The sequence below is a fragment of the Rhodococcus sp. AC861 genome, assembly GCF_979256035.1.
Genome location: NZ_CEEDMW010000001.1, coordinates 94887 through 108953, shown reverse-complemented (window position 1 = coordinate 108953; position 14067 = coordinate 94887). Strand labels below are relative to the sequence as shown.

16 protein-coding genes and 1 tRNA gene are annotated in these 14067 nt (G+C 66.2%); 8 read left to right on the top strand and 9 right to left on the bottom strand.

The genetic code is table 11. The features are described 5' to 3' along the window. The first annotated feature begins 15 nt into the window (after nucleotides 1-15). Nucleotides 16-1002 carry a sterol desaturase family protein gene (locus AC0IX4_RS00495; RefSeq protein ID WP_471827675.1) on the top strand — a complete coding sequence of 329 codons (987 nt, stop codon included), beginning with the start codon at nucleotides 16-18 and terminating at the stop codon, nucleotides 1000-1002. On the opposite strand, the gene AC0IX4_RS00490 is transcribed toward AC0IX4_RS00495, so the two are convergent. The 6 genes from AC0IX4_RS00490 to AC0IX4_RS00465 form a co-directional block, all read right to left on the bottom strand. Next, nucleotides 915-1598: a YceI family protein gene (locus AC0IX4_RS00490; protein ID WP_056072180.1), complete on the bottom strand. Its 684-nt coding sequence runs from the start codon at nucleotides 1596-1598 to the stop codon at nucleotides 915-917. The genes AC0IX4_RS00495 and AC0IX4_RS00490 overlap by 88 nt on opposite strands. Nucleotides 1599-1676: 78 nt before the next feature. After that, the gene (locus AC0IX4_RS00485; RefSeq protein ID WP_471827674.1) at nucleotides 1677-2684 is read right to left on the bottom strand and encodes an aldo/keto reductase; all 1008 of its coding nucleotides are present in this window, start codon (nucleotides 2682-2684) and stop codon (nucleotides 1677-1679) included. A 99-nt stretch (nucleotides 2685-2783) separates the two neighbouring features. Further along, nucleotides 2784-2874, bottom strand: a tRNA-Ser gene (locus AC0IX4_RS00480). A gap of 69 nt (nucleotides 2875-2943) precedes the next feature. Next, nucleotides 2944-3141, bottom strand: a complete 198-nt coding sequence (locus tag AC0IX4_RS00475; RefSeq protein ID WP_042575044.1) for a CsbD family protein — start codon at nucleotides 3139-3141, stop codon at nucleotides 2944-2946. 117 nt (nucleotides 3142-3258) lie between these two features. Beyond that, entirely contained in the window at nucleotides 3259-3696 is a 438-nt protein-coding gene (locus AC0IX4_RS00470; RefSeq protein WP_471827672.1) for a nucleoside deaminase, read from the bottom strand. 31 nt (nucleotides 3697-3727) lie between these two features. After that, nucleotides 3728-4285, bottom strand: a complete 558-nt coding sequence (locus tag AC0IX4_RS00465) for a tRNA adenosine deaminase-associated protein (protein ID WP_056072183.1) — start codon at nucleotides 4283-4285, stop codon at nucleotides 3728-3730. Between the two features lie 71 nt (nucleotides 4286-4356). Here AC0IX4_RS00465 and AC0IX4_RS00460 point away from each other — a divergent pair, with 71 nt between their 5' ends. Further along, a complete protein-coding gene (locus AC0IX4_RS00460) occupies nucleotides 4357-5316 on the top strand; it encodes a prephenate dehydrogenase (RefSeq protein ID WP_471827671.1) in 960 nt (319 codons plus the stop codon). 7 nt (nucleotides 5317-5323) lie between these two features. On the opposite strand, the gene AC0IX4_RS00455 is transcribed toward AC0IX4_RS00460, so the two are convergent. Further along, nucleotides 5324-5932 carry a putative glycolipid-binding domain-containing protein gene (locus AC0IX4_RS00455; RefSeq protein ID WP_268793320.1) on the bottom strand — a complete coding sequence of 203 codons (609 nt, stop codon included), beginning with the start codon at nucleotides 5930-5932 and terminating at the stop codon, nucleotides 5324-5326. 303 nt (nucleotides 5933-6235) lie between these two features. Here AC0IX4_RS00455 and AC0IX4_RS00450 point away from each other — a divergent pair, with 303 nt between their 5' ends. The 3 genes from AC0IX4_RS00450 to AC0IX4_RS00440 are packed head-to-tail and all read left to right on the top strand — an operon-like array spanning nucleotide 6236 to nucleotide 8612. After that, the gene (locus AC0IX4_RS00450; protein ID WP_056072982.1) at nucleotides 6236-7396 is read left to right on the top strand and encodes a DNA cytosine methyltransferase; all 1161 of its coding nucleotides are present in this window, start codon (nucleotides 6236-6238) and stop codon (nucleotides 7394-7396) included. After that, the gene (locus AC0IX4_RS00445; RefSeq protein ID WP_056072189.1) at nucleotides 7396-8205 is read left to right on the top strand and encodes a hypothetical protein; all 810 of its coding nucleotides are present in this window, start codon (nucleotides 7396-7398) and stop codon (nucleotides 8203-8205) included. The genes AC0IX4_RS00450 and AC0IX4_RS00445 overlap by 1 nt, the downstream gene beginning before the upstream one ends. Further along, a complete protein-coding gene (locus AC0IX4_RS00440; protein WP_042575048.1) occupies nucleotides 8205-8612 on the top strand; it encodes a very short patch repair endonuclease in 408 nt (135 codons plus the stop codon). The genes AC0IX4_RS00445 and AC0IX4_RS00440 overlap by 1 nt, the downstream gene beginning before the upstream one ends. On the opposite strand, the gene AC0IX4_RS00435 is transcribed toward AC0IX4_RS00440, so the two are convergent. Then, nucleotides 8600-9076 carry a hypothetical protein gene (locus AC0IX4_RS00435; protein WP_056072192.1) on the bottom strand — a complete coding sequence of 159 codons (477 nt, stop codon included), beginning with the start codon at nucleotides 9074-9076 and terminating at the stop codon, nucleotides 8600-8602. The genes AC0IX4_RS00440 and AC0IX4_RS00435 overlap by 13 nt on opposite strands. An 80-nt stretch (nucleotides 9077-9156) precedes the next feature. On the opposite strand from AC0IX4_RS00435, the gene AC0IX4_RS00430 reads away from it, so the two are divergent. Continuing rightward, nucleotides 9157-10284 (top strand): NAD(P)/FAD-dependent oxidoreductase, encoded by a 1128-nt coding sequence (locus tag AC0IX4_RS00430; RefSeq protein ID WP_056072195.1) that lies wholly within the window; start codon nucleotides 9157-9159, stop codon nucleotides 10282-10284. 8 nt (nucleotides 10285-10292) lie between these two features. Here the strand turns inward: AC0IX4_RS00430 and AC0IX4_RS00425 are convergent, their stop codons facing one another. Further along, complete coding sequence (locus AC0IX4_RS00425) at nucleotides 10293-11309, bottom strand: magnesium and cobalt transport protein CorA (RefSeq protein ID WP_042575050.1); 1017 nt, start codon at nucleotides 11307-11309, stop codon at nucleotides 10293-10295. Between the two features lie 172 nt (nucleotides 11310-11481). Between AC0IX4_RS00425 and AC0IX4_RS00420 the strand changes: the two genes are divergently transcribed. Then, on the top strand, nucleotides 11482-12579 hold the full coding sequence (locus AC0IX4_RS00420; RefSeq protein WP_056072198.1) for a ferredoxin reductase: 1098 nt from the start codon (nucleotides 11482-11484) through the stop codon (nucleotides 12577-12579). A 42-nt stretch (nucleotides 12580-12621) separates the two neighbouring features. Continuing rightward, nucleotides 12622-14031, top strand: a complete 1410-nt coding sequence (locus AC0IX4_RS00415; RefSeq protein WP_056072203.1) for a fatty acid desaturase family protein — start codon at nucleotides 12622-12624, stop codon at nucleotides 14029-14031. Nucleotides 14032-14067: the final 36 nt, after the last annotated feature.

Sequence of the window (14067 nt, the reverse complement as noted above, 5' to 3'; positions counted from 1 at the left end):
ACGTAGAGTGTTGCGGTGATCGCAGACCTGTGGAACTCCCTTCCGGGTCCTCTCCGGGATCCGGTGGCCCTGGCGGTGCCCGCCTTCCTCGGCCTGCTGGCGCTGGAGTGGACCGCGGCCGTGGTCCTGGAACGTCGAGGCGCCTCGGAGCCGACCGACGCAGCCGACAGGCCAGCGCGAGGGACCTACCTCCGCGCCGACGCCCGCGCGTCCATCTCGATGGGCCTGGTCTCCATCGTCACCACGACGGTGTGGAAAACCGTTGCTCTACTGGGATATTCGGTCATCTACGCGTATGTCGCGCCGTGGCACCTACCGTCCGACCAGTGGTACACGTGGGTCGTCCTGCTACTCGGTGTCGACGTGCTCTTCTACTGGTATCACCGCATCGCGCACCGCACGCGCGTCATCTGGGCGACGCATCAGGCCCATCACTCCAGTGAGTACTTCAACTTCAGTACCGCCCTACGGCAGAAGTGGAACAACAGCGGCGAGATCGTCATGTGGCTGCCCCTGCCTCTCCTCGGCATCCCGCCGTGGATGGTGTTCACGGGCTTCGCCATCAACCTCGTCTACCAGTTCTGGGTGCACACCGAACGCATCGACCGCATGCCACGGTGGTTCGAATTCGTCTTCAACACCCCGTCCCACCACCGCGTGCACCACGGGAACGACAAGGAATACCTCGACAAGAACTACGCGGGAATCCTGATCGTCTGGGACCGGATGTTCGGGACGTACGCGCCCGAGACCTTTCGTCCCCACTACGGCTTGACGACGCCGGTGAACACTTTCGACATCCTGAAGCTCCAGACACACGAGTACGCCGCCATCGCACGGGATGTGCGAACGGCGGCGACTCTGCGACAGAAACTCGGATACGTCTTCGGCCCTCCCGGCTGGGCGCCGGAGCGTCAGGCCGCGGCGAGCGTGACCAGGAAGTCGACGGAACCGGCCGGATCGACCGTCACGAACCCGAGCGACGGCGGCTCGATGCCGTAGTCGGCCCATGTCGCCGGAATGCTTCCCGACGCCACGATGGTCTCACCCGAGCGCAGGACCTGCGTGTCCACGCTGACGTCGCGGGTCTGACCCTTCAGAGTGAGGGTGCCGTCCATCGTCACTGTCGCGGTGGTTCCGTCCGTGGGCACCGAGGACAGGTCGACGGGTGAGGTGACGGTGAACGTGGCTGTGGGATTGGCTGCCACGTCGAAGATGTTTCCGCGGAACTGGTTGTCCCGGCGGTCGCTGTCGGTGGTGATCGTGGCCGTCTGTACGACGATCTCGCCCGCCGTGAGCTGCTGATCGGCGATGGTCGCCGATCCACTGACGTCCGGCGTGGTGCCGACGACGGTCACGTCCGTGCCGTTGAGCACCTCCGCGACCGTGTATCCCGCGGACGTCCGGTTGGCGTCGTCACCCGGCGTGACCGTCCACCGACCGTCCAGATCGCCGGTGGCGGCCACCGCTCCGCTGGTGGAGACCGACGCCGCCGGGTCGCTGCTCTCCAACGAGGAGTAGATGCGAGGTCCGACGACCAGGGCGACGATCGCGAGCACCACGACGACTGCTGCGGCAATCCACCACTTCTTCTTCATGGGGAAAACTTTAGTTGTCGCTTCAACGCCCGGCCACCGCTACGGCTGGGAATCACCTGTGAATGAGCCCGACCGACATCACCACTTCGAGTGGATGACGCTCCGCAGGTGCCGGTCGTAGATCGCACGCACACCCTCGTCGAACTTCTCCCCCAACGGGTCGACACGTCCGGCATCGGCGTTGGCGCGAGCCTGCTCGACGTTCCGAGCTCCCGGGATGACCGTCGAGATCTGCGGGTGCTGCCACAGCCAGGCGATCGCCGCGGCGGCGGGCGTCGTGCCGGCGGGAGCCTGCTCGGCGACCAGCGCGGAGAACTCGCGCGCCGCCGTCAGGCCGGTATCGAACGGCACACCCGAGAACGTCTCGCCGACGTCGAAGGCCTCGCCGTTGCGGTTGAAGTTGCGGTGATCGTTCTCGGCGAACGTCGTCGTCTCGTTGTACTTCCCCGACAGCAGACCCGACGCCAGCGGGACGCGCGCAATGATGCCGACACCGGCCTCCGCGGCGACGGACAGCACCTCCTCGATCGGCTTCAGTCGGAACGCGTTGACGATGATCTGGACGGTGGCGACGTTCGGTCGGCGGATCGCCGCCAGCGCCTGGTCGACCGTCTCGACGCTCACGCCGTAGTTCTGGATCGACTTCTCCCCGACGAGCGTGTCGAGGGCGTCGAAGACCTCGTCGTCCGCGTACACCGCACTGGGCGGGCAGTGCAGCTGCACCAACTCGAGCGAGTCGACGCCGAGATTGCTGCGGGACCGGTCCACCCAGCCGCGAAAGTTGTCGAGCGTGTAGTTCTCGGGGACCTGGTCGACGCGTCGACCCATCTTCGTCGCGACCGTGACGGCATCGCGGAGTCCGCGGTCGGCCAGGAACGCGCCGATCACCCGCTCACTGCGCCCGTCGCCGTACACGTCGGCCGTGTCGAAGAAGGTGATGCCACTGTCGACGGCAGCATCGAGAACCGCTGTGGCGTCGGCTTCGGACACATCGCCCCAGTCCGCACCCAGCTGCCACGTTCCGAGACCGACGCACGAGACCTGACGGCCGGTGCGTCCGAGTGTGCGGTCCTGCATCTCGTTCATGTTCTGTTACTCCCTCGTGAATCAGTGATGTACCTCACCGCCGACCTTACGAGACGGGAACGACAAAGCCCCCCAGCTGTCGGAACAGTGGGGGGCTCTTGGCGGTGGCGGAGAGATTTGAACTCTCGGACGGGGGTTACCCGTCACGCGCTTTCGAGGCGCGCTCCTTAGGCCGCTCGGACACGCCACCGCCGGTTAGGTTACCGGAAGGGTGGCGCAGATCCGAAATCGCGACGTCAGAAGGCGTCCTCGCCGTGGATCAGTGTCCGGTGAGCTTGTCCTTGATGTTGGACGCTGCGTCCTTGACCTTCTCGGCGCCGTCCTTGAAGGCTGCGGACGTCTGGTCGCCCTTGCCCTCGGCCTGCAGGTCCTGGTCGCCGGTGGCGTTGCCCGCGGCTTCCTTGCCCTTGCCCTTGAGGTCTTCTGCCTTGTTGCCGATCTTGTCGTCGAGTCCCATGAAGTACTCCTTCGAAACGGAAGAACGTGTCATCCACCCCTCCATTTCGGCGAGGCGGGCGACGCTACGGTGCGTCTGGTGTCCTACCGGCGAGTAATACCCCGGCGTAGGGTTGGATCAAACGTCGCGAGTGGTTCGAAAGAACTGCCGGATCAGACCGCCGCACTCGTCCTCGAGAACTCCCCCGACGACCTGGGGACGGTGCGTGAGTCGCTGATCGCGCACCACGTCCCACAGTGAGCCGACGGCACCGGTCTTGGGTTCCCAGGCGCCGAACACCAGGCCCGACACTCGGGACAACACGGCTGCGCCTGCGCACATCGTGCAGGGTTCGAGGGTGACGACCAGCGTGCAGCCACCCAGCCGCCATCCGTCCCCGTGCCGAGCCGCCGCAGCGCGAAGGGCCAGCACCTCGGCGTGCGCGGTGGGATCGCCGCGGTGTTCGCGCTCGTTGACCGCCGACGCCAGTTCCACCCCGTCCGGCGCCACCACGACGGCGCCGACGGGAACGTCTCCGGGCGGTGTGCCGGCGGCGACCTCGAGGGCCCTGCTCATCCAGAAGCGGTGCCGAGCGAGCGGCAACATCTCAGCGCGGGAGTTTGTCGAGCACCGCGGCGAACTCGGCGGCAAATCCCAGACGGGCCGCGATCATGCCGAGCTGCTCGTCGGGGTAGAGATCGGACTCGGCGAGGATGACGCCCAGTACCGGCTCGGGCAGACCCAGATCACTGAGAAGATCCGAGTCACCCTCCTCCCACGGCTCGACATCGTCGAGCTCGTCGGGGTCGAGGTCCGGGATGTCGACGTTCAGGCGGTCCAGGACATCGGCGGCGATGTCGTAGTCGATGGCGGCGGTGGCGTCCGAGAGCAGGACACGCGTTCCCGACGGCGACGGCCGGATGACCACGAAGAACTCGTCGTCCACGTCGAGCAGGCCGAATACGGCACCGGCACTGCGTAGTTCACGCAGTTCCGTGTCCGCCACGCTCAAACTGCCGAGGGCCTCGGAGGACAGTGGCCGGCACGTCCACTTACCTTCTTCGCGCACGACCGCGATGGCGAAACCTTCGAGGTCGTCGTAGTCGTCGGAGGCGGTGTCACCTCTACCCTTGGACGAGTTGCCACCTCCGCGCTGAGCAGTCATGCGCGCAACCGTAGTCCCACATGCGGTGCCGACGGCGCGGACCTCCCCCGACATGTGCAAACCTTCTCCCGATGAACACTCTCGATCGTCCCGTGTGCGTCCTCGGCCTCGGCCTCATCGGCGGATCGTTGCTCCAGGCGGTCGTCGCCGCGGGCCGCCCGGCCTGGGGATGGAACCGGTCCGCCTCGGCCGTGGATCTCGCGCGCGCCGACGGATACGACGTGACGACGGACATCACGTCCGCCTTGCAGCGCGCTGCGGCCGACGACGCTCTCGTCGTCGTCGCGGTCCCGATGTTCGCCGTGGACACGGTTCTCGACGCGATCGCCGAGCACGCCCCGGCGTGCGCGCTGACGGATGTGGTCAGCGTCAAGGCCGAGGTCGCCGCCGCGGTGGCCCGACACGGCCTCTCGGCGCGGTTCGTGGGCGGACATCCGATGGCCGGAACGTCGGAATCGGGATGGATAGCCGCGGAGGTCGACCTGTTCCGTAATGCCGTGTGGGTCGTGACCGTCGACGAGGGCACGGACCCGCACGTCTGGCTCACCGTCGCCGGCCTCGCGTTGGCCTGCGGGTCGGTCGTGGTCGCGTCCCGATCCGAGGAACACGATCGAGCCGTCGCACGCGTGTCACACCTCCCGCACGTGCTCGCCGAGACACTCGCCGCGGTGGGCGCCGATGGCGGGGAGCTGGCTCTACGTCTGGCCGCCGGTTCATTCCGGGACGGAACTCGGGTCGCCGGCACAGCCCCCGCCCTGGTCAGCGCCATGTGTGATGCCAACGCGCCGGCTCTGGTGGAGGCACTCGACGACGCGATCGATCGACTGCAACGAGCGCGGACAGCGCTGAGCGCCACGTCGTCGACCGAGGAAGTGGTGACAGCGGGCCATGCCGCCCGCCGTGACTACGACGCGCAGTTGCAGTGGTGGGAGATCACCGACGTCGTGGTCGGTGCCCCGGGATGGCTGACCGAGATGTGGGACGCGGCCCGCAGCGGTGGCGTCGTGCAGAGGCTTCCCGACTCCGTCTGACGGAGGATCAGATGCGCTCGGCCAGTCCCCGGTAGTCGGCGACGAAGCCCTCGGCGTCGACACTGACCTCGGACGTACCCACGGGCGAGACGACGCGGAACTCGCTGGGCCCCTGGCTGTAGGACAACGTTTCGGCGCGCGCTGTCAGGACCGGAAGGCCGACGTAGACGACGGGAACCTCTTGATCGGACGGCGTGGTGTTGAGGCCGAGACGCCGGATGGCGAGGGTGTTGAAGAACGGGCTCCACACCAGTTCGACGTCGAGGGCGCCGTTGAAGGAATTGCGCAACGGGGATCCGTCGTCGACGAGCCAGTAGCCCTCCGAATCGCGGCTGATCGAGATCTGCTTCTCACCCGAGGCGACGGCGGAACGAACGGACAACCGCTTGGTGACGCCGTTCTCGTCGGTGACCAGGTCGTACGACGCCGAGAACGCAGGGTGCTCGTCACATGCACCACCGATGATGCGGCCTGCTGCCTTGATGCGCTTTCCGTTGAGCTGGACGCGCACCGACTCCATCCGGGGCGCCTGGTGCGCGCGCCATGTGAGAACGGCCGGCCAGGACGAACCCGTCACGTCGGCGGACGCCAGGGAATCGGTAGTGGGAGTGGTCACGCGTTCACGGTAGATCACGAGCGCACAGCTGGTGTCGGAGCCGGACGAATTGCCTGTGAATCGCCGTCTCTCGCAGCCCGAGGGGTGCCCCGCCGACGTGGGACGAAACCTCCGCGAACAGCCGGTTCTCCCGAGCGCCGGCGACAGGAGGCGTGAGGCCGCGCACGCGACGGCGTCGGTCCGGAATCGCTCACACCACCACGGGCGCGGCTCGAAAGGCCGTGTCGGTGTTCTCGAGTAGCCTCACTCGAAGTCGGATCGAGTTTACGTCGTGAGGAGTTCGTGGTCGTGTCGGAACGTGGGATGGTCGGCTTGTTCGCCGGTATCGGCGGGCTCGAGCTGGGCTTGTCCCGACACGGGTGGTCGACGTCGATGCTGTGCGAGATCGACGCGGGAGCCGGCGCGGTACTGCGGTCGCGCTTTCCCGACGTCCCTCTCCACACGGATGTCACCACGCTCCGCGCCCTGCCCCCCGCCACCGAACTCGTCGCGGCGGGCTTCCCCTGCCAGGATCTCTCGCAGGCGGGCCGGACCGCCGGCATCACCGGAACACGGTCGGGTCTGGTGGACGAGGTCTTCCGTTTGGTGGCTCGGAAGCGCGGTCCGCGGTGGCTTCTGATCGAGAACGTGCCGTTCATGCTCCAACTCGGCCGCGGAGCGGCGATGCGCCACATCACCCATGCGCTCGAGGACCTCGGCTACATGTGGGCCTACCGCGTGGTCGACGCACGGTCCTTCGGCCTGCCCCAACGGCGGCAGCGCGTCGTCATGCTCGCATCGCGGACCGACGATCCTCGCGAGGTGCTGTTCGGGCCGGATGCCGGCATGCCGGAGCCCGGTGATGCCGACGTGCTCCCGTGCGGCTTCTACTGGACCGAGGGAGTCCGCGGACTCGGCTGGGCCGTGAACGCGGTGCCCACACTCAAGGGCGGCTCGACTCTGGGTATCGCCAGCCCACCCGCGGTGCGATTGCCGTCGGGTGAGGTGGTGACACCCGGCATCACCGACGTCGAGCGCCTCCAGGGCTTCGACGCCGGATGGACGACGCCCGCGACGGACGTGCCGGGTGTCCGGGCGGGCCACCGGTGGAAGCTGGTGGGCAATGCGGTCAGCGTGCGGATGGCGTCGTGGGTCGGCGAGCAACTCGATGCTCCCCGCCCGTACGACGGGTCGGCAGACGTCGAGCTGGCACCGGGTCAGAGTTGGCCCTCGGCTGCATGGGGAAAGGACCGTCGTACCTTCCGCGTCGCCACCAGCACCTGGCCGGTCCAGCATCCGTACGAGGATCTGAGCGGCTTCCTCACCGAGTCGAAGCTGTTGTCCGCCAGGGCAACTGCCGGTTTTCTCAAGCGCGCCCGGTCCGGTCGCCTGCGCTTCGCTCCGGGCTTCCTCGATACCGTCGAGTCGCATCTGCACCGGATGACCGAACCGACTCCGGTACCCGAACCGGTTCGAGTCGCCTGATGTATCCGTTGACGTTCGCCCTCGACTTCGCCGGTGATCGACCGGCGCCGGATGCCGATCGCGGGGAGAAGAAGAACTACGCCCAACGGCTGTCCAACAATCTGGCGCAGGTGGTGGCGGATGCACTCCGTCCTCGGTACCCGTCGATCACACCCGATGTCCACGGAGTCGGCCAGGAGGCGCAGGTCGACGTCGCGAAGGGGCGCAAGCGCCTGGACGTCAAAGCTCTGGACCCGACGCTCGGATTGATCCTGTGTGTGTCCATCAAGACGTACAGCTTCCAGGACTACAGCCCCACCTCCGGACGCTTGGGGAGGTGGACCAAGAACATCGTCCGCAACGACCACGAGCTCCGCGGCGAAGCGATGGTGCTGCACCAACGTCAGCCGTACAGCGTGCTCGTGGGAGTGATGTTCGAACCGTGGGCGACGTGCGAGGACGGTGACCCCGAAAAGAGCAGCGACACCGGCAAGAGTTCGTTCGCACACCACGTCACGACGCTGTCCAAACGATCCGGACGCGGCAAGCGCGCGGTGCTCGGCGGACCGAGCAAGGCGTGGGTCGACCTGGGGGCGGAGGACACGCGATACGACTTGTTCGAGAAGGTGTTCATCGGCCTCTACGAACCCGACGGGCCGTACCGCGGTGAGGTGCGGTTCTTCGACGTCGACGACTCGCCCCCGCGCAACGGCAGGCCGTCGGACAGGAACACGCTGAGCTTCGACGACTTCGTCGAGGTGGTGCACGCAGAAGTGGAGCGGCGCAACAGGTTCGCGCCCAGCTGGTCGGAACCGGACGACGACGACTGATGCCGAGAACGGATGCCGCGACCAGTGCACGGATGGCCAAGCAGCGCCGCCGCGACACCAAGCCGGAGGTGGCGCTGCGTCGGGAACTCCACCGTGTCGGCTTGCGCTACTTCGTCGACAAGGCGCCGCTACCGGGTATGAGACGACGAGCCGACGTGGTGTTCCCACGCCGGCTCGTCGCCGTCTACGTCGACGGATGCTTCTGGCACAGCTGCCCGCAACACGCGACGCATCCGAAGAACAACGCCCAGTGGTGGGCGGACAAACTGGCCGCCAACGTCGCGCGAGACCGTGACACCGATCGACGTCTCGCCGAGGCCGGCTGGACCGTCGTGCGCATCTGGGAACACGAGGACCCGGTCATCGCCTCCGAGCGAGTCGTAGAGGCGGTACGTCAGCGCTCGTGACGTCCCTGAGGATCCTGACGGACCTGATCCTGACGGACCTGATCCTGACGCACCTGATCCTGACGTCCGGCGTCGCGGCCGTCGGTTGCTGCGCGGTCGCCACCACGGGGAGTTCCGTCGTCGTGAACGGTCGGGTCGAGCTTGTTCGCCCGCTCCCATTCGCGATCGAGCTCGTCGCGCTGGCCTGCCGCGGCACCCTGGTGCTCGTGCGCGCGCTGCTGCGCCAGCTTCGCCTCGGCTGCCTTCGCATCGGCTTCGGCCTGCGCCCGACGCGCATCCGCCTCGGACTTCTGCGCCAGCGCCTCGGAATGCTCGACGTGGGCACTGCGCTCTGCGGCACGCTCGCGGATCTCACCGGCCTTCTCGACGCGCTTCTGCTTGCTCTTCTTCGACAGGGCGACAGCAATAGCGACGATCAGCAGCACCACCACGACGGCGATGACGATCCAGACAGCTGTATTCATTGTTTCTCCTCGAGTATGTGGAGCCGGGGGTACCCCTACGGCACCTTTCCCACACGGATCGCGGCCTAGGATCGGCGGTCATGAGCAGCGATGTCGATGTTCTCGTGGTCGGAGGCGGTATCGCCGGGGTTTCCCTCGCCTACGAGCTGTCCTCGGATCGTTCCGTCTGCGTCGTCGAGGCGGAGTCGTCGTTGGCCGTGCATTCGACGGGCCGCTCGGCCGCCATGTTCCTCGAGACCTACGGCAACCACGTCATCCGGGGGTTGACGACCGCCAGCCGGGCGTTCCTGCTCGACCCCCCGGACATGGTCCGATCCACGATCATGACTCCGCGGCCGTTCGTGCAGTTCGCTGCACCGGGTCGCGCCGACGCACTGACCGCAGCGTTCGACTCGTTACGTGACCTGTCGCCGGACGCACGACTGCTCGACGCGGCGGAGACCGTCGAGTGCGCGCCGCTGTTGCGTCGGGATGCGGTCGACGCGGCCATCCTGGAGCCCGGTGCTCTCGACATGGATGTCGACGCCCTCCATCAGGGTTTTCTCCGCGGAGCACGGGACCGCGGGACGTCGGTCCGGACCGGATCCCGGGTGACGAGCGTTCGGCGCGTTGCCGGCCGATGGTCGGTGGACATGTCCGACGGAGAGACGGTCACGGCGTCGACGCTGGTCGACGCGGCCGGGGCGTGGGCCGACACGCTCGCCGAGCTCGCCGGTGTACGACCGATCGGCCTGGAACCGCGACGCCGGACCATCTTCGTCATGAACGCACCGGAGGGCATCGCAGCAGGTCGACACCCGCTGATCAGCGACATGGACGAGGCGTTCTACATCAAGCCGGAGGGCACCCGGTTGCTCTGTTCACCCGCCGACGAGACTCCATGTCCCCCGAGCGACGCTGCGGCGGACGACCTCGAGATCGCGCGCGCCCTGGACGAGATCGCCGAGGCCACCGTCGTCACCGGCCGACGCGTCATGTCGTCGTGGGCGGGCCTGCGCTCGTTCGTGCCCGACCGCACCCCCGTCGTCGGCTTCGACGACCGTTCGGAGGGGTTCTTCTGGTGCGCCGGGCAGGGCGGATACGGCATCCAGACGTGCGCGGCGCTCGCCCGGGTCGGCGCCGCACTGATACGCCGCGAGCCGCTACCGGCCGACGTCACCGACCGCGGCGTCTCCGCGGACGACCTCGCACCGGGTCGGTTGCGCTGAGCCGTGCGCTACAGCCACTTCTGCTTGCGGAAGACCACGTACAGCGCACACGACGCGAGCAGCATCGCGCTGACGGCCGCGGGATAACCGAACGTCCATCCCAACTCCGGCATGTGCTCGAAGTTCATGCCGTAGATACCGGCGATCAGCGTGGGTGCGAAGAGGATGGCGCCCCAGGACGAGATGCGCTTGACCTGCTCGTTCTGTTCGAGACTCACCTGCGTCATCGCGCGCATCTCGTCGTTCTGACGCTGTCCGACCAGGGTCGTGTGCACCGACAGCGCGTTCTGCAGGTTCGCACGGAACGAGTCGACTCGCTCGGTGATCCGGATCGCGTGGTCCAGGACGTCGCGAAGGTTGCGCCGCAGCTCGATGTCGACGTTGTACTTCTCGGACCCTCGGCCGAGCGCTTCGATCATCGACACCAGGGGATGCGTGGCGCGCTGGAACTCGATGACCTCGCGCGAGAGTTCGTAGATGCGCCGGGATACGTCGGGATCACCGGTGAACAACTGGTCGTCGATTTCGTCGATGTCGTTCTCGAGGCCCGCGACGACCGGTTCGTACTCGTCGACCACCTGGTCGAGAATGGCGTAGAGAACGGCCTCGGTTCCCAGTTCGAGTAGTTTCGGCGTGTTCTCGAGTCGCTTGCGGACCACGCCGAGGTCCGGCGATTCTGCGTGACGGATGGTGACGACGAAGTCGCGACCGCAGAACACGTGCAGCTCGCCGAACTCGACCTTCTCGGTCTCGTCGATGTACCGCGCGGGGTGCAGCACCACGAACAGTTGGTCGCCGTAGCGTTCGAGCTTCGGTCGCTGATGCGCGGACACCGTGTCCTCCACCGCGAGCCGGTGCAGGTCGAATTCGGTGGCCACCGACTCGATCTCGGTCTTGTCGGGCCGGTACAAACCGATCCAGGCCATCCCGCCGCACGCGCGCAGGAGCTCGTAGGTCCGGTCGAGGCTCTCCGGTTCGTCGGCTCGGGCCCCATGTACGTACACGGCGTTGTCCACGATCGGCACTGCGCAAGCCCCTCACACTCAGCTCGCACGCCGCCGGAACCGGGACGTGCTCGTTCAAACCACAACGGTCGTTCTTTGTTCGCGATGACCGACATCGTGTCCGGCACGCATTTCTGCCCACAATCGGTCGTTTGCGATCGTAGATCCGTGCTGTGGCGATAGCGTGTGCGGCGTGGCAGAACGTGGCGCACGACCCCAGGTATCGGTGCTTCGCCGAACCATGCTCAAGGTATTCAAACACCTGTCGAACCCGCTTCGTCCGGACGACTACTTCGAGATGATCAATCCGTTGTGGACCACCCAGGAGCTTCGCGGGAAGGTCGACCGGGTCGAGAGAGAGGGCACCGACGCGGTCTCGGTGTTCATCAGACCGGGATACGACTGGGGTGGGCACGAGCCCGGCCAGTACCTCCGACTGGGTGTGGTCATCGACGGCCGCTATCACTGGCGCGCGTACTCGATCACCTCGGACCCGCACGGCGATCACGGCCTGATCTCCGTCAGCCCCAAGCTGGTTCCCGAGGGCACCGTGTCCCCGTACCTGGTTCAGGGCATCAAGGCGGGCGACATCGTGCGACTGAGCGAGATCGAGGGCGTCTTCACCCTGCCCGATCCCGTGCCGGCCAAGCTGCTCTACATCAGCGCGGGCAGTGGCATCACGCCGATCATGAGCATGCTGCGAGAACTCGACCACATGGGCGCCATGCACGACGTCGTCGTCATCCATTCCGTGCACAGCCGCGACCAGACGATGTTCTCCGAGACCCTCGAGCGTCTCGATCGCAAGCATTCGACGCTCCGGCTCGACCTCCGGGTGACCGAGGAGCGAGGCCGAATGAAGGCCACTGATCTGGACGAATTGTGCCCCGATTGGCGCGAGCGGGAGGCATTCTGCTCCGGCCCCGGCGATCTCCTGGACGATCTGCGGGACTACTGGAAATCCGAGGGTGACCCGGAGAAATTCCATTACGAAAGTTTCCAACCCGTCATCGGTGGTGGTGACGAAGAAGGAGAAGGCGGCACAGTCCGCTTCGTCAGAAGCAACACCGAAGTCGAATGTGACGGAGGTACACCGATTCTCGCGGCCGGGGAGGAAGCGGGACTCGATCTCAAGTTCGGGTGCAGGATCGGTATCTGCCATACCTGCACAGGTACCTTGAAAAAGGGACGTTTGAGAGACCTACGTAACGGGGAAATCTCCGAACCTACGGGGCAGGCGGTTCGCATCTGCGTGAACACCGCCGAGGGAGATGTCGAAATCGATCTCTGACGAGACCGATTCACAACACTGCAGTACCAGGGAGGGTTCGTCATGAGTATCGATACCGGCAAACGGGAATTTTCCGTCGAGCATCCGCTCGCTCATCTGAGCGATGAGACCATCGAAGCGCTCGCCAAGGAATTCGACGCCATTCACGACGAGGTCTACGCAGACCTCGGTGAACGCGATCGCAACTACATCACCACGGTCATCGCGGCTCAGCGTCAACTCGCTGTCGCCGGCCGCGTCATCCTGTTCGGCTCGACGAGTCGTACGGCATGGCTCGCGGGCACTGCATGCCTCGGTGTAGCCAAGATTCTCGAGAACATGGAGATCGGCCACAACGTCATGCACGGCCAGTGGGACTGGATGAACGACCCGGACATCCACTCCTCCGTGTGGGACTGGGACACGGCATCCACCGCCGAGGCGTGGAAGCACTCCCACAACTTCGTGCACCACACGTACACGAACATCCGCGGCAAGGACAAGGATCTCGGCTACGAGATCATGCGCATCGATCCCAACCAGCCCTGGTCGCCGGTCTACCTCGCGCAGCCTTTCTACAACCTGCTGCTCACGGCGTTCTTCGAGTGGGGCGTCGCTCTCCACGATCTCGACATCGAAGCGATCCGACGGGGCGAGAAGCCCGTGAAGGACCTGCTCCACGATCTTCGTGGCATCGGCACCAAGGCGCGGCGTCAGATCGTCAAGGACTACATCGGCTGGCCCGCGGTCAGTGCTCTCGCCTACGGTGCTGTGCAGGTCGCGTCAGGTGGACGCGTGTCCGGCGCCGGCAAGTCGAAGCTGGGAGCGCGGTTGCGCTCACTGAGCTCGTCGAAGGCGACCAACTCCGTGGCCAAGGTTCTGGACAAGCACGGCGCCGGCATCGAACGCACCTTCGTCGCCACGCTGACGGCAGACTTCGTCGCCAACATCATCCGCAACGTCTGGAGTAACGCAATCATCTTCTGCGGTCACTTCCCGGACCAGGCCTACACCTTCAGCAAGGAAGAGACGGAGAACGAGTCCCGCGGCGGCTGGTACGTCCGTCAGCTCGTGGGTGCGGCCAACATCGAGGGTTCTTCGCTGTTCCACCTGATGAGTGGCAACCTCAGCTATCAGGTCGAGCACCACCTGTACCCGGACATGCCCAGCACCCGGTACAAGGAAGTCGCGCCGAAGATCAAGGACATCTGCGAGCGCTACCAGCTTCCGTACAACACGGGGCCCTTCATCAAGCAGTGGGGATCGGTGCAGCGCACCATCATTCGGCTCGCCTTCCCCGGCGGAAAAATGGCCCCGAAGCCCGGACCGTACCGCGGCGAGCGCGTCGGCGGTTCCTCGTCGCAGCCCAGCGAGGCAGCACGATTCCGCAATCGCGTTCCCGCGGGGCACCCGGCATCGGGCCCCGAGCACAACGGTGGCGGCGTCGAGGCTCAGGTTCCTCCTCGCGACTGACGATCACCTGATCGCCGACTGATTCGACCGGCGTTT